20 protein-coding genes and 1 pseudogene are annotated in these 21,809 nt (G+C 61.2%); 18 read left to right on the top strand and 3 right to left on the bottom strand.

From position 1 onward, the window contains the following. A pseudogene (locus LQ952_RS03335) lies at positions 1–360 on the bottom strand (flagellar basal body P-ring formation chaperone FlgA); the annotation flags it as partial. A gap of 313 nt (positions 361–673) precedes the next feature. On the opposite strand from LQ952_RS03335, the gene LQ952_RS03330 reads away from it, so the two are divergent. The 16 genes from LQ952_RS03330 to LQ952_RS03255 all read left to right on the top strand — a co-directional run bounded on the left by LQ952_RS03330 (position 674) and on the right by LQ952_RS03255 (position 16,978). Continuing rightward, positions 674–1,606, top strand: a complete 933-nt coding sequence (locus LQ952_RS03330) for a chemotaxis protein (RefSeq protein WP_238621239.1) — start codon at positions 674–676, stop codon at positions 1,604–1,606. Between the two features lie 172 nt (positions 1,607–1,778). Then, complete coding sequence (locus LQ952_RS03325) at positions 1,779–2,609, top strand: CheR family methyltransferase (protein WP_238621238.1); 831 nt, start codon at positions 1,779–1,781, stop codon at positions 2,607–2,609. A gap of 185 nt (positions 2,610–2,794) precedes the next feature. Further along, positions 2,795–3,193, top strand: coding sequence for a flagellar basal body rod protein FlgB (flgB, locus tag LQ952_RS03320; protein ID WP_238621237.1), 399 nt, complete (start codon positions 2,795–2,797; stop codon positions 3,191–3,193). 16 nt (positions 3,194–3,209) lie between these two features. Then, the gene (gene flgC / locus LQ952_RS03315) at positions 3,210–3,629 is read left to right on the top strand and encodes a flagellar basal body rod protein FlgC (RefSeq protein ID WP_238621236.1); all 420 of its coding nucleotides are present in this window, start codon (positions 3,210–3,212) and stop codon (positions 3,627–3,629) included. 12 nt (positions 3,630–3,641) lie between these two features. Further along, entirely contained in the window at positions 3,642–4,319 is a 678-nt protein-coding gene (locus LQ952_RS03310) for a flagellar hook assembly protein FlgD (RefSeq protein ID WP_238621235.1), read from the top strand. Between the two features lie 44 nt (positions 4,320–4,363). Further along, positions 4,364–5,581 carry a flagellar hook protein FlgE gene (flgE, locus tag LQ952_RS03305; protein ID WP_238621234.1) on the top strand — a complete coding sequence of 406 codons (1,218 nt, stop codon included), beginning with the start codon at positions 4,364–4,366 and terminating at the stop codon, positions 5,579–5,581. Between the two features lie 15 nt (positions 5,582–5,596). Next, the gene (locus tag LQ952_RS03300) at positions 5,597–6,337 is read left to right on the top strand and encodes a flagellar basal body rod protein FlgF (RefSeq protein ID WP_238621233.1); all 741 of its coding nucleotides are present in this window, start codon (positions 5,597–5,599) and stop codon (positions 6,335–6,337) included. 33 nt (positions 6,338–6,370) lie between these two features. Then, positions 6,371–7,159, top strand: a complete 789-nt coding sequence (gene flgG / locus LQ952_RS03295; protein WP_238621232.1) for a flagellar basal-body rod protein FlgG — start codon at positions 6,371–6,373, stop codon at positions 7,157–7,159. 34 nt (positions 7,160–7,193) lie between these two features. Then, the gene (flgH, locus tag LQ952_RS03290) at positions 7,194–7,916 is read left to right on the top strand and encodes a flagellar basal body L-ring protein FlgH (protein WP_255722487.1); all 723 of its coding nucleotides are present in this window, start codon (positions 7,194–7,196) and stop codon (positions 7,914–7,916) included. 13 nt (positions 7,917–7,929) lie between these two features. Next, the gene (locus LQ952_RS03285) at positions 7,930–9,057 is read left to right on the top strand and encodes a flagellar basal body P-ring protein FlgI (protein ID WP_238621231.1); all 1,128 of its coding nucleotides are present in this window, start codon (positions 7,930–7,932) and stop codon (positions 9,055–9,057) included. 24 nt (positions 9,058–9,081) lie between these two features. Continuing rightward, entirely contained in the window at positions 9,082–10,107 is a 1,026-nt protein-coding gene (flgJ, locus tag LQ952_RS03280) for a flagellar assembly peptidoglycan hydrolase FlgJ (RefSeq protein ID WP_238621230.1), read from the top strand. Positions 10,108–10,160: 53 nt separating this feature from the next. After that, positions 10,161–11,798, top strand: a complete 1,638-nt coding sequence (gene flgK / locus LQ952_RS03275; protein ID WP_238621229.1) for a flagellar hook-associated protein FlgK — start codon at positions 10,161–10,163, stop codon at positions 11,796–11,798. 2 nt (positions 11,799–11,800) lie between these two features. Next, positions 11,801–13,066 (top strand): flagellar hook-associated protein FlgL, encoded by a 1,266-nt coding sequence (flgL, locus tag LQ952_RS03270; RefSeq protein ID WP_238621228.1) that lies wholly within the window; start codon positions 11,801–11,803, stop codon positions 13,064–13,066. 92 nt (positions 13,067–13,158) lie between these two features. Then, positions 13,159–14,257, top strand: a protein-coding gene (gene prfB, locus LQ952_RS03265) for a peptide chain release factor 2 (protein ID WP_238621227.1) whose coding sequence is annotated in 2 segments (ribosomal slippage) — positions 13,159–13,233 and positions 13,235–14,257 — 1,098 coding nt in all. Because the reading frame shifts where the segments join, the coding sequence is not laid out codon by codon here. 47 nt (positions 14,258–14,304) lie between these two features. After that, positions 14,305–15,801 (top strand): lysine--tRNA ligase, encoded by a 1,497-nt coding sequence (lysS, locus tag LQ952_RS03260; RefSeq protein ID WP_238621226.1) that lies wholly within the window; start codon positions 14,305–14,307, stop codon positions 15,799–15,801. A gap of 7 nt (positions 15,802–15,808) precedes the next feature. After that, positions 15,809–16,978, top strand: coding sequence for a pyridoxal phosphate-dependent aminotransferase (locus LQ952_RS03255; protein ID WP_238621225.1), 1,170 nt, complete (start codon positions 15,809–15,811; stop codon positions 16,976–16,978). 187 nt (positions 16,979–17,165) lie between these two features. On the opposite strand, the gene pckA is transcribed toward LQ952_RS03255, so the two are convergent. After that, complete coding sequence (gene pckA, locus LQ952_RS03250; RefSeq protein ID WP_238621224.1) at positions 17,166–18,749, bottom strand: phosphoenolpyruvate carboxykinase (ATP); 1,584 nt, start codon at positions 18,747–18,749, stop codon at positions 17,166–17,168. A 153-nt stretch (positions 18,750–18,902) separates the two neighbouring features. Here pckA and LQ952_RS03245 point away from each other — a divergent pair, with 153 nt between their 5' ends. Further along, positions 18,903–20,690 carry an ABCB family ABC transporter ATP-binding protein/permease gene (locus LQ952_RS03245; protein ID WP_238621223.1) on the top strand — a complete coding sequence of 596 codons (1,788 nt, stop codon included), beginning with the start codon at positions 18,903–18,905 and terminating at the stop codon, positions 20,688–20,690. 89 nt (positions 20,691–20,779) lie between these two features. Next, entirely contained in the window at positions 20,780–21,067 is a 288-nt protein-coding gene (locus tag LQ952_RS03240; RefSeq protein ID WP_238621222.1) for a sll1863 family stress response protein, read from the top strand. 294 nt (positions 21,068–21,361) lie between these two features. Here the strand turns inward: LQ952_RS03240 and queF are convergent, their stop codons facing one another. After that, positions 21,362–21,751, bottom strand: a complete 390-nt coding sequence (gene queF / locus LQ952_RS03235; protein ID WP_238621221.1) for a preQ(1) synthase — start codon at positions 21,749–21,751, stop codon at positions 21,362–21,364. Between the last annotated feature and the right edge of the window lie 58 nt (positions 21,752–21,809).

The following is a 21,809-nucleotide window of genomic DNA, read 5'->3' as shown; positions in this document are numbered from 1 at the left end:
CTCCGCCGGATCCGTGAGATATCCGCTGTGCATGTTGCCCAAGTCGCGTAATTCGAGCCTGATGTCATTTTGGGAGAGCAGGGTGCCCCGGGGGAGGGCACGCTCCAGGACAACGACTTCTCCGCGGACCACCACCTGCATGGGCACGAACAGGCTCCAGGGCGAGGGGGCGGTGCAGCGAACCCCTACGGTGGTGTGCCCCGTCATTCTGGCCCCGGCCGGCAAGAAGGTTTCCAGGGTGGTGTCGCAGGCCCTCAGTCTAAGGCGCGGGTCCAGTGAGCCCCGGCTGATACGCACATCCACGTGATCACCGTGATGAGCGCGGGCCTGATGACCGAGAAACGCACCGGCAGATGTCAAAATACTGTCGTGAGACTGTGTTTCCACTGCCATAAGATTGATGGGGGTGCAGGCCAGCAGGCCTGCGAACAAAGTCAGGCCGATCCCGAATCGGCGCTTCCGGAAGCTGAAAAACATCGTACCGCTACCTCGCTTGATGGCTCATCACCACACCCTTGGGGTATGTCATGAAGCGCCGGATAAGTGGCGCATGATGTCCTTTGGGGGGTATGCTGCAAAATGAAGGCCAAAAAAATTTCAAGAAATCTTCGCCGGTGCCGATCATACTTGTGCATGAGAGGGTATGATTTGAAAATACCCGCAGGAGAGCCCGATGAGCAGCTTGCTGGATGACGTCGATCGCCGGACTCAGATGGTGGGGCAGAATCGTCTGGAACTGCTCCTTTTCACCTTGGGTACCCGTCAGTTATTTGCCATCAATGTATTCAAGGTGCGGGAGGTCATTACCTGTCCCGCATTGAGTCGGCTTCCCAGCGCCCATCCGATCATCCGTGGAGTGGCTACCCTGCGCGGCAAGACGGTATCCGTGGTCGATCTTGCACAGGCCCTGAGCATGTCGCCCGTCGGCTCCGGAGAGCGCGGATCATTCGTCATTCTTACTGAATTCAATCGTTCCGTTCAGGGACTTCTGGTGGCATCGGTGGATCGCATCATCAACCTCAACTGGGATCAGATTCGACCGCCTCCCCGTGGCACCCATAAAGACAGTTTTTTGACGGCTGTGACCCAGGTCGACGATCGTCTGGTGGAGATCATTGATGTGGAAAAAGTGCTGGAGATGGTCACCGGTCCGGCACGGGATGTCAGCGATGCGCTGGTATCCAGCAGCCGTGGAGGGGGGAGAGTGCGATGCGCCCTGGTCGCCGACGACTCTACGGTGGCGCGCAAGCAGATCGTGCGCGCCCTGACCCAGATCGGCGTGGAATCGGTGGTGGTAAATGATGGCAGACAGGCACTGGACAAGTTGCTGGAAATGGCTGCCCAAGGCCCCATCGAGCAGCAGATCGGGATGGTGATATCCGATATCGAGATGCCGGAGATGGATGGTTACACGCTCTCCGCCGCCATCAGGAAGGAGCCGGCCCTGTCCGGGCTGTACGTTGTGCTCCATTCTTCCCTGAGCGGGACCTTCAATGAGACCCTGGTCCGCAGGGCGGGGGCTGACCGTTTTTTGCCCAAGTTCAGCCCCGATGAGCTGGCAGAGGCCGTACTGGGACACCTGCAGATGGGTGATGACGCGAAATAAGGACCCATGGCCGGCATCTTCATGCCGCCCGGCGGTTATTGTGTGCCCCTTGGGCGGCAGCGCGGCATGCCCCTTTTGAGGTGTCTCGAAGGTATACTGGTGGCGCTGCCTATTGAGCAGTACGACGGCTTGCGTTCTACAACGAAAGATTGATCGATCACAGGAATCCACCTTGTCAGGCCCTATCGAATCTCAGGATTACGAGGATTTCAGGCTGTTTCTGGAGAAGTCCTGTGGACTGGTCCTTGGGGAAAACAAGCACTATCTGGTGAACAGCCGCCTGTCGCGGCTCATGGGTGAATTCTCGGTCTCTTCCGTCAGCGATCTGCTCAGGCAGCTGAAACTGGGGCGCAATCCCGGTCTGCGGGAACGGGTCATCGAGGCCATGACCACCAACGAAACCTACTGGTTTCGGGATGTCTTTCCCTTCGAGATCCTCAAGAATCAAATCTACCCGGAGTTGGCCAAGCAGAAGGGTTCGGGTTATGCCCCGCGTATCTGGTGTGCCGCCTGTTCTTCCGGGCAGGAGCCTTATTCCATCAGCATGGGGTTCAGTGAATACCAGCAGTCCCGGCCCGGCAGCTTGCGGGATGTCCAGATCCTGGGAACGGATATCTCGGGCGCCGTGTTGAAGGAGTCCCGTGAGGCCAGCTACGATTCCTTGGCGGTCGCACGTGGCCTCTCCCTTGATCGCCGCAACCGGTTTTTCGTTCAGAATGGTGATCGCTGGGTTCTTCGCCCGGATATCAAGGCTCGAGCAAGTTTTCGTGAGTTCAATCTCATGGACAGCTATACCCTGTTGGGGCGTTTCGACGTGGTTTTCTGCCGCAACGTGCTGATCTATTTTTCGATCGACTCCAAGAAGCTGATCCTGAAGCGTATTTCCCAAATTCTCAATCCGGGTGGGTATCTCTTCCTGGGGGCATCCGAGTCGATGGCCAATTACTCGGATGCCTTTGAGATGGTGCGTTGCAATCCCGGGGTGGTTTACCGCCTGCGCTGAGCGGGCAGGGTGTCAATAACCCGACCCGCCCTCAGGGGGCGGGACCCTCCAATCGGCGGTATCTTGCCGTGGCAGTCAGTCCGATTCAGGACGCCTTTTACCCAAGCCTTTAAGAAACCTGCCTTTTTTTTTATGGCACGCGGATTGCATTTCGACCTTCAGGAACATTTCTTGAGGTCGAGTCCATGCCACTTTCCATAGACAGGGCCATTGGTATCCACGGCGATGCGCTGCAGGTGCGCTCAAAGCGCCTGGAGTTGCTCGCCTCCAATATCGCCAATTCCGATACCCCCAACTACAAGGCGCGGGACCTGGATTTTCGTCAGGTGCTCAGCCGTGCACATCAACCTGATGCACTGGGTCTGCGCCTCACCCACGCCGCCCATATTGCCACTGATGCCTCGGGGCAGGGCATGGGCGAGCCGCTCTACCGGGTGCCCACCCAGCCATCCCTGGACGGCAATACGGTGGACCCCCAGCTGGAGCAGGCGGCCTTTGCCGAAAACACCGTGCAGTACCAGGCCAGCCTGGATTTTCTCAGCAAGAAATTCAGCGGCTTGCGTACGGCCCTGAAAGGCGAATAGGCCGGGAGGTTAACCCATGAGCAACATGTTCAAGATCTTTGACGTCTCCGGTTCGGCGCTAAGCGCCCAGTCGGTGCGTCTGAACACCATCGCCAGCAACATGGCCAATGCCCAGGTAGCCAGCACTACCCCCGAGCAGGCCTACCGTTCCAAACAGCCGGTATTCCAGACGGTGATGGACCAGTTCGGCAGGAGTGCGTCCACCACTCCGGTGCGGGTGGCCGGCATCGTCGAGAGCCAGGCCGAGCCCTTCGTGAAATATGAGCCCCATCACCCGCTGGCCAATGAGCAAGGGTATGTCTACATGCCCAACGTGAACCTAGTGGACGAGATGGCCAACATGATCTCCGCCTCCCGCAGTTACGAGAACAACGTGGAGGTGATGAACACCACCAAGCAACTGTTGCTGCGGACCCTACAGCTGGGTCAGTCATAGGAGGGATGAGACATGAGTGTCATTGACGCCAATACCCTGGCCAGTTTGGGGCTGACCTCGGCCGCCGGGCAGGGCAAGGAATCCAGCCGGGATGAGCTGGGACAGGCGGATTTCTTCAAGCTGATGATCACCCAGTTGCAGAATCAGGATCCCTTCGAGCCCATGGAAAGCGGCGATTTCCTGGGTCAGATCGCCCAGTTCGGCACGGTCAACGGGATCGGCGAGCTGCAGAAATCCTTTGAAGGCATTGCCCAGACCATGCAGGCCAACCAGACCCTACAGGCCGCCGCTCTGGTGGATCGCGAGGTCCTGATCCCCGTGGATCTGGCGGTGCTGGGTGACGAGGGAGGCATCCGCGGTGGAGTGGACCTGAAATCCTCCGCCAATGACTTGACGGTAAATGTCTACAACGAGGCGGGTGTGCTGGTAAGTCGCATTCCCATGGGCGGGCAGGGGAGCGGCGTGAAGTCCTTCGTCTGGGACGGCACTACCACGGAGGGCGAGCGGGCACCACCGGGGGTGTATGAGTTTCGCGCCGAGGCTCAGCTGGATGGCCAGACCAGCCAGCCCCAGACCCTGCTCAATGCTCGGGTGGACAGCGTCCGTACCGGGCAGGCCGGCGGGGGAATCACGCTGATCGTTGAAGGCTTCGGTGAGATCGACTTGGTCAATGTAAGACAGATTGGCTGAATGCCATCCTGGGCATTTTTTGTTTATTTTGAGGGGTTCATATCATGCCATTCAATGTTGGAGTTACTGGTCTTAATGCCGCATCAGCGGACCTTAATGTGACCGGTCATAATATTGCCAATGCATCTACTTCAGGATTTAAAGAGTCAAGAGCCGAGTTTATGGACATCTTTGCGCAGTCCTATAACTCAGCTTATAAGACTGCGACAGGTAGTGGTGTCAGATTGGCCTCCGTGAGTCAGCAATTTACTCAGGGCAGTTTGAACTTCACGGGTAATAGTATGGATATGGCGATTAATGGTCAGGGTTTCTTTGTCCTGGAGCGAGACGGTGTCACTGAATACACCCGCGCCGGCCAGTTTCAGGCAAACCAGGAAGGTTTTGTGGTCAATGCTGCTGGGCAGCGCCTGATGGGGTATCCGCCTGAGGGGGGAAACCTGCTGGCGCCGATCCAACTCACGACGGGGGATGCCGAACCAAAGGTGACCTCGAAGATCGATGTGCTGATGAATCTGAGTGCCGAGGCAGAGCCGATTGATGGAGACACAATAGGCATCGACCCCGCAGACCCCGATACATTCAATTATTCCACCTCCTTGACCGTCTATGATTCACTCGGCAGTGCCAGAACAGTTTCCCTATTCTTTCAGCGCCAGCCTCCACCAGAAGATAAGTCATGGAATGTTGATGCATATATGGATGTTGGTGGGGACCTTACCTCTGTAGGCACGGGCGGTCTCGAGTTCAATTCCGACGGCACCCTGGAGACAGTTACGCCCCTACGGATTGAGGCGGTAGATCTGCCCAACGGCGCAGAGAACCTGGGTATCGATGTGGACTTCGGCCAGACCACCCAGTACGGCAACAAATTCAGCGTCGCCGCGTTGAGACAGGATGGTTATGCCATCGGTCAGTTGGTCAGTGTGGATGTGGATACGGACGGCACAGTGTTTGCTAGGTATTCCAACGGTACCGATCGGTCATTGGGACGGGTGGCGCTGGCGAATTTTACTAACCCTCAAGGCTTGCAGTCTGTTGGCGGCACCAACTGGGCCGTGACCCCCGCTTCCGGTGAGCCTGTGCTTGGTGCAGGGGGAGAGTCCAACTTCGGCCTGATTCAGGGCGGGGCTTTCGAAGAGTCCAACGTCAACATCGCCGACCAGCTGGTGAAGCTCATCACCGCCCAGCGTAACTTCCAGGCCAATGCCCAGGTGATCAGCACCGCCGACACCCTGACGCAGACCATCATCAATATCCGTTAACGGAGGTAGCGACTGATGGACCGCATGCTTTACATCGCCATGACCGGCGCCAGGGAGGCCGCGCACTCCCAGCAGGTCAACACCCATAACCTGGCCAATGCCAACACCACCGGGTTTCGCAAGAGCCTGGAGGTGTTCACCAACCACCCCTTGCGGGGGCCGGTGTTCGACAGCCGGGACTATGCCCAGCTTCAGGCCGTGGAAGCGGATTTCACCCATGGTCCGCAGATTGCCACCGGCCGGGATCTGGACGTGGCGGTGCAGGGGGACGGCTGGATTGCGGTCCAGGCCATGGACGGTACCGAGGCCTACACCCGGGCGGGCAATTTCAAGGTGAACAACGTGGGCCTGCTCACCACCGGTGATGACCTGCCGGTACTGGGCGAAGACGGCCCTATCGCCATCCCGCCCTTCGAGACCATTCTCGTGGGTGGTGACGGCACCATGAGCATCCGCCCCATTGGCCAGGAGGCCAATGTCCTGGCCGAGGTGGGACGGGTGAAACTGGTGAATCCGGCTCTGCAGGATCTGGCACGGGGCGAGGATGGCCTGTTCCGCCGCGGCGATGGCCAGGTGGAAGAGGCTGATGCCGCCGTTTCCCTGACCTCCGGGGTGCTGGAAGGCAGCAACGTCAACACCGTGCACGCCATGGTCAACATGATCGAACTGGCACGGAACTACGAGACCCACGTAAAGCTTATGAAGACCGCCGAAGACCTGGATCGCAGCAGCGCACAGCTGTTGCGCATGTCCTGATCGGCCGGCCATGCCTAGCAGGAGGACAAGATCATGAATCAAGCACTCTGGATCGCCAAGACCGGGCTGGATGCCCAGCAGACCCGCATGTCGGTGGTCTCCAACAACCTGGCCAACGTGAACACCACGGGCTTCAAGAAAGGGCGCGCCTCGTTCGAGGATCTGATCTATCAGACCGTGCGTCAACCAGGTGCCCAGTCGGCACAGAACAATCAGCTGCCCACCGGCCTGATGACCGGGGTGGGGGTGCGCACCGTGGCCACGGACAAGATCTTCACCCAGGGGAACCACATCCAGACCGACAATGCCCTGGACATCTCCGTTCAGGGGCGGGGGTTCTTCGAGATCCTGACCCCCGAGGGCAACATCGCCTACACCCGGGACGGCAGCTTCCAGCTCAGCGCCGATGGTCAGATGGTCATGTCCAACGGCTTTGAGCTGCAGCCGGGGATCTTCATTCCGGAAGGGGCCACCAGCGTCAGCGTCAGTCAGGACGGCATCGTCAGCGTCACCTTGGCAGGCCAGGAAAATGCCCCGGTGGAAGTGGGCAATATCCAACTGGCCGACTTCATCAATCCCGCCGGTTTGCAGCCCATCGGCCAGAACCTGTTTATCGAGACCGCCGCCAGCGGCGCGCCCCAGCAGGGCAATCCCGGTCAGGACGGCCTGGGCCGCCTGATGCAGGGTTCCCTGGAGAGTTCCAACGTGAACATCGCCGAGGAACTGGTGAACATGATCGAGACTCAGCGGGCCTACGAGATCAATTCCAAGGCCATTTCCACCTCCGACCAGATGATGCAGTACATCAACAACAACCTGTAATCCCGGCCCGATTCATGACCGAAGGTAGCCCATCATGAACACCCGAAATCCGAACACGGCAACACGGACGCCACTTGCCCTCGCGGGCCTGCCCCTGGCATGTCTGTTGGTGATCATGAGCGGCTGCGCCACGGTGAAGCCGGTAGAGCGGGGCGACAACCCGAACTTCGTCGCCGTCATGCCCCCCATGCCCGTGCCGCCGGAACACAATAACGGCGCCATCTACCAGCCCACGGCGGTGCAAGGCCTGTTTGCCGACTACAAAGCGCGCCAGGTGGGGGATGTGCTGACGGTGTTGTTGGCGGAGCGAACCCAGGCCACCAAGTCGGCCACCACCTCCACGAGCAAGGAATCCAATGTGAACATGGCCAACCCCACCATCCTGGGGCGGCCGGTCACGCATAACGGGCGTCCTCTGCTCAATACCGAGATCAGCGGCAGCCGGGATTTCGACGGTCAGGGCAATGCCTCTCAGAGTAACCGGCTGGATGGCTCCATCACCGTGATGGTGGCCGAGGTACTGCCCAACGGCAATCTGGTGGTGCAGGGGGAAAAGTGGCTGAAGATCAACCAGGGCGAGGAATACATCCGGCTACGGGGCATTGTCCGTCCCGTGGACATCCGTGCCGACAACACCATCCTGTCCACCCAGGTGGCCTCTGCCCAGGTGGCTTACGGAGGACGGGGTGCCCTGGCCGACAGCAACAGTCAGGGCTGGTTGACCCGATTCTTCAACAGCCCCGTGTGGCCTTTCTAGGAGTTAGCGCGCCATGCACAACATACGCACAGTTCTGATCGTCTGGGCCGTGACGCTCCTGGTGCTGTCCCTGCTCATCCCCCACGGCGCCGGCGCGGCGGAACGTGTCAAGGACATGGCCTCGGTGGCCGGTGTCAGAAGCAATCAGCTGGTGGGCTATGGCCTTGTCGTAGGTCTGGACGGTACCGGTGATCAGACCACCCAGGCACCGTTCACGGTGCAAAGCCTCAAGAACATGCTGGGCCAGTTGGGCGTCACCGTGCCGCCCAACGTCAACCCTCAGCTGCGCAACGTGGCGGCGGTGATGATCCATGCCGATCTGCCGCCCTTTGCCAAGCAGGGCCAGACCATTGATATCACCGTATCTTCCATCGGCAACGCCGGCAGTCTGCGGGGCGGCACCCTGCTCATGACCCCCCTCAAGGGGGCGGACGGCCAGACCTACGCCATTGCTCAGGGCAACCTGATCGTGGGCGGCTTCGGTGTGGCGGGCGCCGATGGTTCCCGGGTCAGCGTGAACGTGCCCAGCGTGGGCCGCATCCCCAACGGGGCCACGGTGGAACGTGAAGTGCCCTCGGCCTTCGCCCAGGGGGATCACGTCACCCTGAATCTGCACCGCCATGACTTCACCACCGCCAATCGCCTGAGTGATGCCATCAACGATGTCATGGGGCCGGGCACTGCCCGTCCGCTGGATGGTTCCTCGGTGCGGGTCAGTGCCCCCCGGGACCCGGGTCAGCGGGTGTCCTTCATCTCGGTGCTGGAAAACCTGCGGGTCCAGCCCGGCGAGCCGCCGGCCAAAGTGATCGTCAATTCCCGCACCGGTACGGTGGTGATCGGCAGCAATGTACGGGTGATGCCGGCGGCAGTGTCCCACGGCAGCATGACGGTGACCATCACCGAACGTGCCCAGGTCACCCAGCCCGCGCCCTTCGGGCAGGGTGAGACGGTGGTGACGCCGCAGACGGACATTGAGGTGACGGAAGAAGACAGCCGCATGTTCCTGTTCAACCCCGGCGTGACCCTGGACGAGATCGTCCGTGCCGTGAACCAGGTAGGCGCCGCCCCCGGTGATCTGGTGTCCATCCTTGAAGCCCTGCGTGAAGCCGGTGCCTTGCGGGCCGAGCTGATCGTCATCTGATGCGCGAGTGAGAAGAGAAAGGACATGACCAGCCACATCGCCGACAGTTACCACTACACCGACATGCACGGTCTGGCGGAACTGCGTGCCCGTACCCAGTCCGGGTCCGTGGAGGCGTCGGACGAGGTGGCGCGTCAGTTCGAGGCCCTGTTCATCCAGCAGATGCTCAAGAGCATGCGGGCCGCCATGCCCACGGATGGGGGACTCACCGGCGAGCACACCCGCTTCTTCCAGGGCATGTTCGATCAGCAGATCGCCCTGGATATGGCCCGGGGTAACGGCATCGGTCTGCGGGAGCAGGTGATGCGTGAACTGACGGGTATCGCCGCCGATGCAGTGTCTGCGTCGCCGGGGGAACTGAACATGCCCACCCACCGCATCCCGGTGGTGCGGTCGGCAATTGAAGCGGCTGCGATGACGGGGGCCTCGAAGGCGCCCGAGACAGCGGCAATGAAGGACTCCGCGAGGGCCGCCCAGGTGACGAGGGCCACCCGGGCGGATGACGGCATGGTGGCCGACGGTCCCTGGTCGCCGGGTTCTCCGCAAGAATTCATCCGGGATCTCTGGCCCCACGCCCAGCGCGCCGCCAAGGCCCTGGGGGTGGCCCCCGAGGTGCTGGTGGCCCAGTCCGCCCTGGAGACCGGCTGGGGACGTCACGTCATCAAGCATGGTGACGGTCGCAGCAGTCACAACCTGTTCGGCATCAAGGCCGACCGGCGCTGGGAGGGAGCCCGGGCTCACGTGCAGACCCTGGAGTACGTGAATGAGGTGCCTGAGCTGCAGCGGGCGGCCTTCCGCTCCTATGGCGGCCTGGCCGAAAGCTTTGCCGACTATGTGAATTTCCTGCAGACCAATCCCCGCTATCGCCAGGCACTGGAAGTGGCGGGGGATGCCGAGGCCTATGTACGGGGCCTGCAGTCGGCCGGTTACGCCACGGACCCGGCCTATGCCGACAAGATTCTCAATATCCTGGCGCGAGGCACCCTGGGGAATACCCTCGCAACCCTCAACCAGACGCAGACAGATTCTGTGCGCGGCAATGAGGGATAGGTCATGCGCATACCACTCATTCCTGAATTACGGCATTTTGCCTGGGAGGCATCATGAGTTTCGGACTACTAGGCATTGGCACTTCCGGGCTGGGCACGGCCCAGCGGGCCCTGGACACCACAGGCCACAATATCGTCAATGTGAATACCGAGGGTTACAGTCGCCAGCGTGTGGATCAGGCGACCAGAAACCCGCTGCATTCCCCCGTCGGCTATCTGGGGCAAGGGGTCAACGTCAGCGCGATACGTCGCCTGTATGATGATTTCGTACAGACCCAGCTGCGCACCACTACCACCACCAGCGAGTACTACAGTACACAATATGACTTTACCCGTCGTATCGACAATCTCCTGGCGGATGCCTCGGCAGGGCTGGCGCCGGGATTGCAGAAATTCTTTTCTGCCTTTCAGGAGCTGGCCAATGATCCCACCTCCACGGCGCAGCGTACCGTGGTGCTGGCGGAGTCGGAATCACTGGTAGACCGTTTTCATTTTCTGGATCAGCGTCTGAAGGATCAGCAGACCATCGTCAATGGCCAGATTCAAACCGCTGTCGATGAAATCAACGGCATTGCCCAGTCCATCGCCCATCTGAATCAACAGATCATCGGCGCCCAGAGCCGTGGCATGCCTCCCAATGACCTGCTCGACAAGCGGGAGCAGTTGCTGCTTGATCTGTCCAGGTTTGTTGATGTGAACACGGTACAAGAAGCCAATGGCGGTTTGAACGTATTCATCGGCTCAGGTCAGGCCCTGGTCATGGGGCATCAGCCCAATGCCCTGCAGGCGCAATCTCCCGGCGCCGGTCTGCAGCTGGAGATCGGTTTCAAGTCCTCCGGTGACATCAGCCGGATGATTTCCGGCAATGGGCATTTAGGTGGGCTGCTGGGGGCTCGTTCCACCCTGGAACAGACCCAGAACGAGTTGGGCAAGGTGGCGGTAAGCATCGCCCTGGCCTTCAATAACCAGCACCGGGCCGGGATGGATCTGGACGGAAAAGCCGGCGAGGACCTGTTCCGGGTGCCCATACCGGCGGTGATCCCCAGCCGTCCCGACAGCGCGTTGCCCGAGGTGTCGTTTGATCCGGAGGGTCTCTCCAGCCTCAAGGCCACGGATTACCGGCTGAGCTATGACGGCGACACCTGGACCTTGCGCACTCACCCCCAGGGGACGGAGGTCAAGCTGCCAAGCGAAGACGCAGACGGCAACATCCTCGTCAACGGGCTGATTATCAAGCTGCCCGCCGATGCCCAGGCTGGAGACCGCTTCATGTTGCAGCCTACCCGCGATGCAGCCCGAGATATTCAGTTTTTGGTCGATGACCCCAATGCCCTAGCTGCCGCCGACGCCGCCGCCCAAACCAATGCTATCGGCGACAACCGCAACGCACTGGCCATGGCCGGCATCCAAGGCGCACGTATCCTGGACAACGGTATGACCGACATCGAGGGCGCATACAACTCGCTTATCGCCGGTATCGGCACGCAGACCCGCAAGCTTGAGGTGGCCTCGGAAGCCCAGCAGCGTCTGCTGGCGGATGCAAAAAATCATCGTGAAAGCATATCAGGCGTCAATCTGGACGAGGAAGCCGCCAACCTGATCCGCTATCAGCAGGCCTATCAGGCCTCGGCACAGGTCATCGCGGCTTCCAATGCCCTGTTCGACACCCTGATCGGCATCGTGAGGCGTTAATCATGCGAATCTCCACCACCCAGATGTTTCAAAACGGCATCGATACCATGCAACGCAGGCAGGCGGAGATGTCCCGGACCCAGAATCAGCTGGGTACGGGGCGCCGCATCCTGTCTCCTTCCGATGATCCCAGCGGTAGCGTGCAGACTTTGCAATTTGAAAGTCGCATCCAGCAATCGAAACAGTTCCAGCGCAACGGTACCCTGGCCGAGCAGCGCCTGCGGTTGACGGAAGTGACCATGGCCGCCATGAACAACGGGCTGCATCGGGTGCGGACCCTGGCGGTGCAGGCCAACAATGCCACCCAGACCCCTGAAACCCGAGGCTATATTGCCCTGGAAATGCGTCAGGTCATGCAGGAAATGGTAGAACTGGGTAATACCAAGGATGCCAACGGCGAGTATATCTTTGCCGGTAACCAGGCCCATGTGCAGCCCTTCAGCATGGATGGCGCAGGCAACATCGTCTACCAGGGCGATGGTGAACAGAGGGAAGTCAGTATCAGCTCGGTGCGCACGATCCGTCTGGGGGATGCCGGCAGCACCGTGTTCGGGGGTGGGGGCAATGAGCTTCTCAAGGACGGCAACGGTGTCTTCACCGTGTCGCCGGATCCGGATGCGGACAATACCGGTTCCGGCATCATCACCAGTGGTATTGTCACCGATGCTGGGGAGTGGGATGGGAATACCTCCTATCGCCTGGTCTTTGAAGGTGAGGGCGACAACCTGGGATACCGGGTTGTCGCGGTTGACGACGGCAGCCCGGTGTTTCCGGTTGACGAAGACGGCAATCCTAGCCAAGACCCGATCGCCTACAAGCAAGGAGCCGCCATTTCATTCCAGGGCATCCAGGTACAAGTGAGCGGCTCTCCCAATGATGGCGATGCGTTCGTGATCCGTCCTTCGGAGCCCCATTCCATCTTCGACGGACTGAATAAGCTGGTGAAGGCATTGGAGAAAGGGAGAAGTGGGGGAGGCACGGCACCGGTCAACAATGCCATCAACCAGTCATTGACCGAAATCGACAATATGATGGAACACCTGCTAAGCGTCCGTGCCACCGTGGGTACGCGACTCAATGCGGTGGAGTCTCAGGCCCAGCTCCATGGGGAGCAGGTGCTGCAACTGGAGAGTACCCTGTCCGAAATCCGCGACCTGGACTACGCCGAGGCCATCAGCCGCTTCAGCCTGCAGCAGGTGGGTCTGCAGGCCGCGCAGCAGTCTTACGTGCAGGTGCAACGTCTGTCCCTGTTCGACTATCTGCGCTGATCCCAAAGGCCGGTGGTTTCGCCACCGGCCTGTCCTAAGCTGTTACAATGCCGGGCTTTTCCCCATTCACATCCGCGTTGAAAGGCCGAGCGATGCTGGAACTCAACCCGCTGTTTACCCAAATCAAGGATCTGCAAGGGCGTGTGGAAGCCCTGAGGGGGTATCTTTGACTTCGATGCCAAGCGCGAGCGCCTGGAAGAAGTCAGTCGGGAACTGGAAGACCCCAATATCTGGAATGACCCCGAAAAGGCCCAGTCCCTGGGGCGTGAGCGCGCCCAGCTGGACCATGTGGTCGGCAACCTGGCCACCCTCACCGACAGCCTGAGCGAGACCCGCGAGCTGCTGGAACTGGCCCAGGAAGAAAACGACGAGGACACCGCACAGGCCGTTGAGGCCGATCTGGAGCGGTTCGAACAGCAGGTGGGCGAGCTGGAATTCCAGCGCATGTTCGCCGGCGAGATGGACGGCTGCCCCGCCTTCCTCGATATCCAGGCCGGTTCCGGCGGGACCGAGGCCCAGGATTGGGCGGAGATGCTGCTGCGCATGTATCTGCGCTGGGGTGAACGTCGCGGTTTCAAGACCGAACTGATGGAAGTCTCCGAAGGGGATGTGGCGGGCATCAAGAGTGCCACGGTGCGCTTCGACGGACCCTACGCCTTCGGCTGGCTGCGCACCGAGACCGGCGTCCATCGTCTGGTGCGAAAGTCCCCCTTTGACTCCGGTAACCGCCGTCATACCTCCTTCACCTCGGTGTTCGTCTCCCCGGAAGTGGATGACGACATCGATATCGACATCAACCCGGCGGATCTGCGCATCGACGTCTACCGGGCCAGCGGCGCCGGTGGTCAGCACGTGAACCGGACCGAATCCGCCGTGCGTGTCACCCATGTGCCCACCGGTGTGGTGGCGGCCTGCCAGAATGACCGTTCCCAGCACAAGAACAAGGACACGGCCATGAAGCAGCTCAAGGCCAAGCTCTATGAGCTGGAGCTGCAGAAACGCAACGCCGAGAAACAGGCCCTGGAAGACAACAAGGCCGACATCGGCTGGGGCAGCCAGATCCGTTCCTATGTGCTGGACCAGTCCCGTATCAAGGACCTGCGTACCGGCGTGGAAGTGGGTAATACCCAGGCCGTGCTGGACGGGGATCTGGACCCCTTCATCGAAGCCAGCCTCAAGAGCGGGCTTTGAGCCGCCATTTCACGCACTGCATTCATGTCAGGACCCCGATCAAGCCAATGAACGACCAGACCCAGGACGAAAACAAGCTGATCGCCCAGCGCCGGGAAAAACTGGGCAGGTTGCGTGAAGGCGGCATCGCCTTCCCCAACGACTTCCGTCGCAACGTCATGGCCGGTGAGCTCCACGCCGAATACGACGCGCGGGACGATGCCTTCTTCGAGGCAACCCCGGTGCGGGTGTCCGTGGCCGGCCGCATGATGGCCAAACGCGTCATGGGCAAGGCCAGCTTTGCCCAGGTGCAGGACATGTCCGGGCGGATCCAGCTCTTCGTGCAGCGGGACGCCCTGCCCGAGGGGGTGTATCAGGGCTTCAAGTCCTGGGACCTGGGCGACATCCTGGGTGCGGAAGGAACCCTCTTCAAGACCAAGACCGGCGAGCTGTCGGTGCAGGTGGACAGCCTGCGTCTGCTGACCAAGTCCCTGCGGCCCCTGCCGGAGAAGTTCCACGGCCTGTCGGACATGGAAACCCGCTACCGTCAGCGTTACGTGGACCTGATCATGAACGAACCGGTACGGGAGACTTTCCGGGTCCGCACCCGTATCATCCAGGCGATCCGTGATTATTTGAACCGGCGGGGTTTCCTGGAAGTGGAAACCCCCATGATGCAGGCCATCCCCGGCGGCGCCACCGCCCGGCCCTTTGCCACCCACCACAATGCCCTGGACATGCAGCTGTTTCTGCGCATTGCCCCGGAGCTGTATCTCAAGCGCCTGGTGGTGGGCGGTTTCGAAAAGGTCTACGAGATCAACCGCAACTTCCGCAACGAGGGTCTGTCCACCCGGCACAACCCCGAATTCACCATGCTGGAGTTCTACGAGGCCTACGTCACCTACCATGAGCTCATGGACCTGACGGAAGACCTGCTGCGCAGCCTGGCCCGGGATGTGCTGGGCACTACGGTGGTGAGCTACCAGGGCGACGCCTACGACTTCGGCCGGCCCTTTGCCCGCATGACCGTCAAGAACGCCATCCTGCATTTCAATCCGGCGCTCTCGGCCACGGACCTGGAAGACGAGACCCGTGCCCGGGAGGTGGCCCGGCAGTTGGGTATCCCCCTCAAGGACGGCTACGGTCTGGGCAAGGTGTGGATCGAGATCTTCGAGAAGACGGTGGAATCCCGGCTCAAGGACCCCACCTTCATCACCGCCTATCCCACCGAGGTGTCACCCCTGGCACGGCGCAACGACGACGATCCCTTCGTCACCGACCGCTTCGAATTCTTCGTCGGCGGCCGGGAGATTGCCAACGGCTTCTCCGAGCTCAACGACTACGAGGATCAGGCGGAGCGCTTCCGCCGTCAGGTGGCGGATAAGGAGGCCGGTGACGACGAGGCCATGCACTTTGACGCCGATTACCTGCGCGCCCTGGAACACGGCCTGCCGCCGACGGCGGGGGAGGGGATCGGCATCGATCGGTTGGTGATGCTGTTCACCGATTCGCCCTCCATCCGTGATGTGTTGCTGTTCCCCCACATGCGGCCCGAGGTGTCCTGAGGTCGCCATGTCGCCCGCACGACCCATTGCCCGGCGGATGGCCCACATCCAGCCCTTTCATGTCATGGACCTGCTGGCCCGCGCCCGGCGTCTGGAAGCCCAGGGGCGGGATATCGTCCATCTGGAGATCGGCGAACCGGATTTTCAGACCCCGGCCCCCATCGTGGAGGCCGGTATCCGCGCCCTCCAGGCGGGTTACACCCATTACACCCCGGCCACCGGTCTGCCTGCCCTGCGGGAGGCCATTGCCCGTTACTACCAGGATGTCCTGGGCGCGAACGTGGCCCCCGAGCGTATCGTGATCACCCCGGGGGCGTCGGGTGCCCTGCTGCTGGTGATGGGGATCCTGCTCAATCCCGATGACCAGGTGGTGATGACCGATCCGGGTTACCCCTGCAATCGTCATTTTGTCCGCACCTTCGAAGGCGAGGCGGTATCGGTGCCGGTGGGGCCGGAGACGGATTACCAGCTCACGGCGGCCCACCTGGCCCGGCACTGGTCGGAGCGAACCGTGGCGGCCATGGTGGCCACCCCGTCCAATCCCACCGGCACCCTGGCGGACAGCGCCCTGCTGTCCGAGCTCTTGGATTTCACCCGTGGCCGGGGGGGCACCCTGATCGTGGATGAGATCTACCAGGGTCTGGTCTACGAGGGGGAGACGGGCACGGCGGCGGCCTTGTCCGAGGACCTGTTCGTCATCAACAGCTTCTCCAAATTCTTCGGCATGACCGGCTGGCGCCTGGGCTGGGTGGTGGCACCCCGCGACTGCGTGCGGGAGCTGGACAAGCTGGCTCAGAACCTGTTCCTGGCGGCTTCCACGCCGGCCCAGCATGCGGCCCTGGCCGCCTTCACCCCGGCCTGTATGGAAATTCTGGGGGCCAGAAGGGAGGCCTTTCGGGCACGGCGGGATTTCCTGCTGCCGGCCCTGCGGGAGCTGGGCCTGAAGGTGCCGGTGACCCCTCGGGGGGCCTTCTATATTTATGGAGACAGTACGGCCTTCGGTGAAGACAGTTTTGTCCTGGCGGAGCGTTGCCTGGAAGAGACGGGGGTGGCCATTACGCCGGGACTGGATTTCGGTACCCACCTGGCCCGCTCCCATGTGCGGTTTGCCTATACCCGGGATCTGCCGGTCCTGGAGCAGGCGGTGGAGCGGTTGCGGGCTTTCCTGCGGTCGTAGTCTCTCCCCCTCATCCCCGGCCCTTCTCTCCCGGGGGGGCAGGGAGTAAAACCACCGTCTTCCCTCAATGGGAGAAAAGCACTGTTCTCCCTCAGTGAGATGGGGGCTGGGATCTCAGCGGGATGAAGGCTGAAAATAGCCCCTCTCCCCTTGGGGGAGAGGGGCTGGGGTGGAGGGGAAGAAAAACTCACTCCACCCGCGGTGCCGCCGCCAGCAGTTCCGGGCCGGCTTGGTCCGCATAGGTCTTGAAGTTCTCGTGGAACAGGCGGGCCAGTTTGCGGGCCGTTTCCTGATAGGCCTGCTGGTCCTGCCAGGTATTGGAAGGCACCAAGAGCTCGTCCGGCACGTTGGGACAGGAGACCGGAATGTGCACCCCGAAGATGGGATCCTGCACCGTTTCCACCTTGTCCAGCGAGCCGTCATGGATGGCATCAATGATGGCCCGGGTGTGGGCGATGCTCATGCGCTTGCCCACGCCGTAGGGGCCGCCGCTCCAGCCGGTGTTCACCATCCACACGCGTGCGTCATGCTTGCGGATGCGTTCCGCCAGAAGCTCCGCGTAGCGGGTGGGGTGCCAGACCAGGAAGGGGGCACCGAAACAGGCCGAGAAGGTGGCTTCCGGCTCGGTCACGCCCATTTCGGTGCCCGCCACCTTGGCGGTGTAGCCGCTGATGAAGTGATACATGGCCTGGGCCGGGGTCAGTCGGCTGACCGGCGGCAACACGCTGAAGGCGTCGCAGGTGAGAAAGATCACGTTGCTCGGGTGCCCGCCGGTGCAGGGGATCTTGGCGTTGGGGATGAATTCCACCGGGTAGGAACAACGGGTGTTCTCGGTGATGGAACCATCCTCATAGTTCACCGCGCGGGTATCCCGGTCGTAGGCCACGTTTTCCAGCACGGCACCGAAACGGATGGCATTGAAGATCTCCGGTTCCGCCTTCGGGTCCAGGTTGATGGCCTTGGCGTAGCAGCCCCCTTCGATGTTGAAGACCCCTTCATCGCTCCAGCAGTGTTCATCGTCACCGATCAGGGCCCGATCCGGGTCGGCCGAGAGGGTGGTCTTGCCGGTGCCGGACAGACCGAAGAAGATGGAGACCTCGCCGTCCTGGCCCTCATTGGCGGAGCAGTGCATGGAGAGCACGTTCTGTTTGGGCATGATGTAGTTCATGATGGTGAACACGCCCTTCTTCATCTCGCCGGCGTATTCGGTGCCCAGGATCACGAACTCGCGGCGCTCAAAGCACAGGCTCACGCTGGTGCTGTTTTTCACGCCGGGGATGCCGGTGTCGGCGGCGGTACGGCCGGCGTTGTAGATCACGTAGTCCGGTTCACCGTAGCTCTCCAGTTCTTCCGCGGTGGGGCGGATCAGCATGTTCTGCATGAACAGGGCATGGTAGGCCCGCTCGCAGATCACCCGGATGCGGATGCGATAGCGGGGGTCCCAACCGGCGAATCCGTCGATGACGTAGAGGCGGGCACAGGTATTGAGGTGATCCACCGCCTGGGTGCGCAGGCTGTCGAAACTGCCGGGTTCCAGGCCGACGTTGACGGAGCCCCACCAGACGTCGTCGTTGATGTGGTCATGCTGGACCACACGCTTGTCTTTGGGACTACGGCCGGTCTTTGCGCCGGACTTGGCAATGAGCGCGCCGGTGGAGGAGATGGCGGAGCCGTGCTCGTGGGCCAGGGCCTCTTCGTAAAGGACTGCCGGGGAGGGGTTGCGCAGCACCTTTGCCACGCTGATGCCATGTTGCTGGAGGCTGAAAGTCATGTTGCGGGTATTCCTGTGGGGAGGAGAGAGCTGATCCACAAAAGATTATTCAGTTGCAGTACGCAAAACAACAGCAAATCGGGTATTTTGGAATATTTCCTTGATCGATCTCATTGGGTATAACGGAGGTTTCCGCCCGATGCCGGAAATGATGTGAGACACCGCTCAGACTACGCCTATTCCGATCAGCCCATCAACTGGCGCATCCTGCTCAGTCTGCTGCCCTACCTGATGGAATTTCGTGGCCGGGTGGCCCTGGCCGTGATTCTGCTCACCCTGGCCAAGCTGGCCAATGTGGTGGTGCCCGTGGTCCTTAAGTACATCGTGGATCACTTCGATCCCTCGGTGGAGACCGCCTTGGTGACCATCCCCCTGGGCCTGTTGCTGGCCTATGGATTGTTGCGCTTTGGTTCCGTGTTTTTCGGCGAGTTGCGGGATGCCGTCTTTGCCCGGGTGGCGGAGCGGGCCATGCGCCGGCTTTCGCTGCGGGTGTTCCAGCACCTGCATCGGATGGATCTGGGGTTTCACCTGTCCCGGCGGACCGGCGGGCTGACCCGTGACATCGAGCGCGGCACTGCCGGGATCAGCTTTTTGCTGCGCTTCACCGTCTTCAACATCATTCCCACCCTGCTGGAAATCGCCATGGTGGCGGTGATCCTGATGCTGGTCCTGAGCCCGGGCTTTGCCGTGGCCATGGTGGCAGCGGTGGTCATCTACGTGATCTTTTCCATCTTCGTGACCGAGTGGCGCAACCGTTTCGTGCGCGAGGCCAACCAGATGGACAACCGCTCCAACACTCGGGCCGTGGACAGCCTGCTCAACTATGAAACGGTGAAATACTTCGGTAACGAGACCTTCGAGGCCCGGCGCTACGATGCGGACCTGGAGGCCTGGGAGTCGGCCCGCATGAAGAACCGCCTGTCCCTGGCGGCGCTCAACTCCGGACAGGCCTTGATCATCGCCGGCGGGATCACGGTGATGATGGTCATGGCAGCCTCCCGGGTGGCCGCCGGTGAGATGACGGTGGGGGATCTGGTGATGGTCAACGCCTATATGATCCAGCTGTTCATCCCGCTGAATTTTCTGGGCTTTGTGTACCGTGAGATCCGCGAATCCCTGATCAACATCGAGCGTCTGTTCGGTCTCATGGACAAGCCGCCCAAGGTGGTGGATCGCCCCGGGGCGGGCACGCTGGTGGCCGATGGCGGAGAGATCCGGTTTGCGGATGTCTGTTTCGGTTACGGTCCGGATCGCCGGATCCTGGACCGGGTCAGCTTCCAGATCCCTGCGGGCCACAAGGTGGCCATCGTCGGTGCCAGCGGCGCCGGTAAGTCCACCCTGGCCCGTCTGCTGTTCCGGTTCTACGACGTGGATCAGGGCCGCATCTGCATCCATGGGCAGGATATCCGCGACGTGACCCAGGACAGCCTGCGGGCGGCCATCGGCGTGGTGCCCCAGGATACGGTGTTGTTCAACGACAGCATCCGCTACAACATCGCCTACGGGTGCCCCGGCGCCACGGAAGCCGCCGTGCGGCGCGCCGCACGTCTGGCCCATCTGGAGGACTTCATTGCCCGTCTGCCCCAAGGCTATGACACCGTGGTGGGTGAGCGGGGACTCAAGCTCTCCGGCGGCGAGAAACAGCGCATTGCCATTGCTCGGGTGATCCTCAAGGACCCGCCCATCCTGATCCTGGACGAGGCCACCTCATCCCTGGATTCCCATTCGGAGCAGGCCATCATGGGCGCCTTGAAGGAGATTGCCCGGGCGCGCACCACCTTGGCCATTGCCCATCGGCTCTCCACCATCCAGGATGCGGATCACATCATTGTGCTGGATCAAGGGCAGGTGGTGGAGCAGGGCACCCATGATGCCCTCCTGGCCCGGCAGGGGCGCTATGCCGGACTCTGGCAGAGCCAGTTGCAGCAGTCTGTGAAATAGGCCCGGATCGGCCGCCCTGTCGATGGTCTAGACTCGTGGGACGGTGAAGCCATGCTTGTGCCGTCGATCAACGAATCAAGGAGGTCACCATGAGTCAACGCGAAGCGTATATCGAAAAGCTCAAGGCGAGACTGGATGAGTGGAATGCCGAGATCCACAAGCTGGAGGCCAAGGCCAAGGCCGCCCAGGCGGACATGAAGATCAAGTACGAGGAACAGCTCTCGGCCATGCGGGAGCAGCGGGACAAGGCCCGGGAAAGGATGCACGAGCTGCAGGAATCCAGCGAGGATGCCTGGGAGCACATGCGCGAAGGCATGGAGTCGGCCTGGGAGCGCATGTCGAAGGCCTTCAAGGACGCCAAGAATCGCTTCCGCTAGGGACATTCCGACGACAGGAAAATTCGGAAAAAGTCCCCTGTCGTCACTCCCGCTCCCCTGCCGTCACTCACCTCTCCTGTCGTCACTCCCCCCTGTCGTCACTCCCGCGAAAGCGGGAGTCCATGGGTTTTCGGTCGGCCTCTGGATTCCCGCTTTCGCGGGAATGACGGCGGTATTCACGGTGTAGCTGAGCTGATGGATCTGGATTCCCGCGTGCGCGGGAATGACCAACAAACCGGAATGACCAACAAACCGGGATGGCTTGACAGACGGAAATGGCTTTTTTAGACCGGCTCAGGGCAGCTTCACGTCCACCGGCGGTTGCCAGGCAGGGTCACGGTGCTCGGCCGTCACGTTGGTGTACACACCGCCGCGCACATTGAACTCCGCCGTCAGACGCATGAAACGGGGCGCCGTGGCCGCCACCAGGTCGCCGAGGATGCGGTTGGTCACCGCCTCATGAAAGGCGCCCTCATCCCGGAATGACCACACGTACATCTTCAGGGACTTGAGTTCCACGCAGCGCTCATTGGGTACGTACTCCAGTCGCAGTTCGGCAAAGTCCGGCTGGCCGGTCTTGGGGCAGAGGCAGGTAAACTCCGGCACCCGGATGCGAATGGTATAATCCCGATCCTTCTGAGGGTTTTCAAAGGTTTCCAGGTTCTTGCTGGGCTGGCTTGACATGCTGTTCGATATCCGGTCATCAGTGGTTGGTACAGCCTGATATTCTACGCCCTTGCAC

The sequence above is a fragment of the Ectothiorhodospira lacustris genome (assembly GCF_022227785.1).
Classification (GTDB): Bacteria; Pseudomonadota; Gammaproteobacteria; order Ectothiorhodospirales; family Ectothiorhodospiraceae; genus Ectothiorhodospira; species Ectothiorhodospira lacustris.
This window is presented reverse-complemented; position numbering and strand designations above follow the sequence as displayed.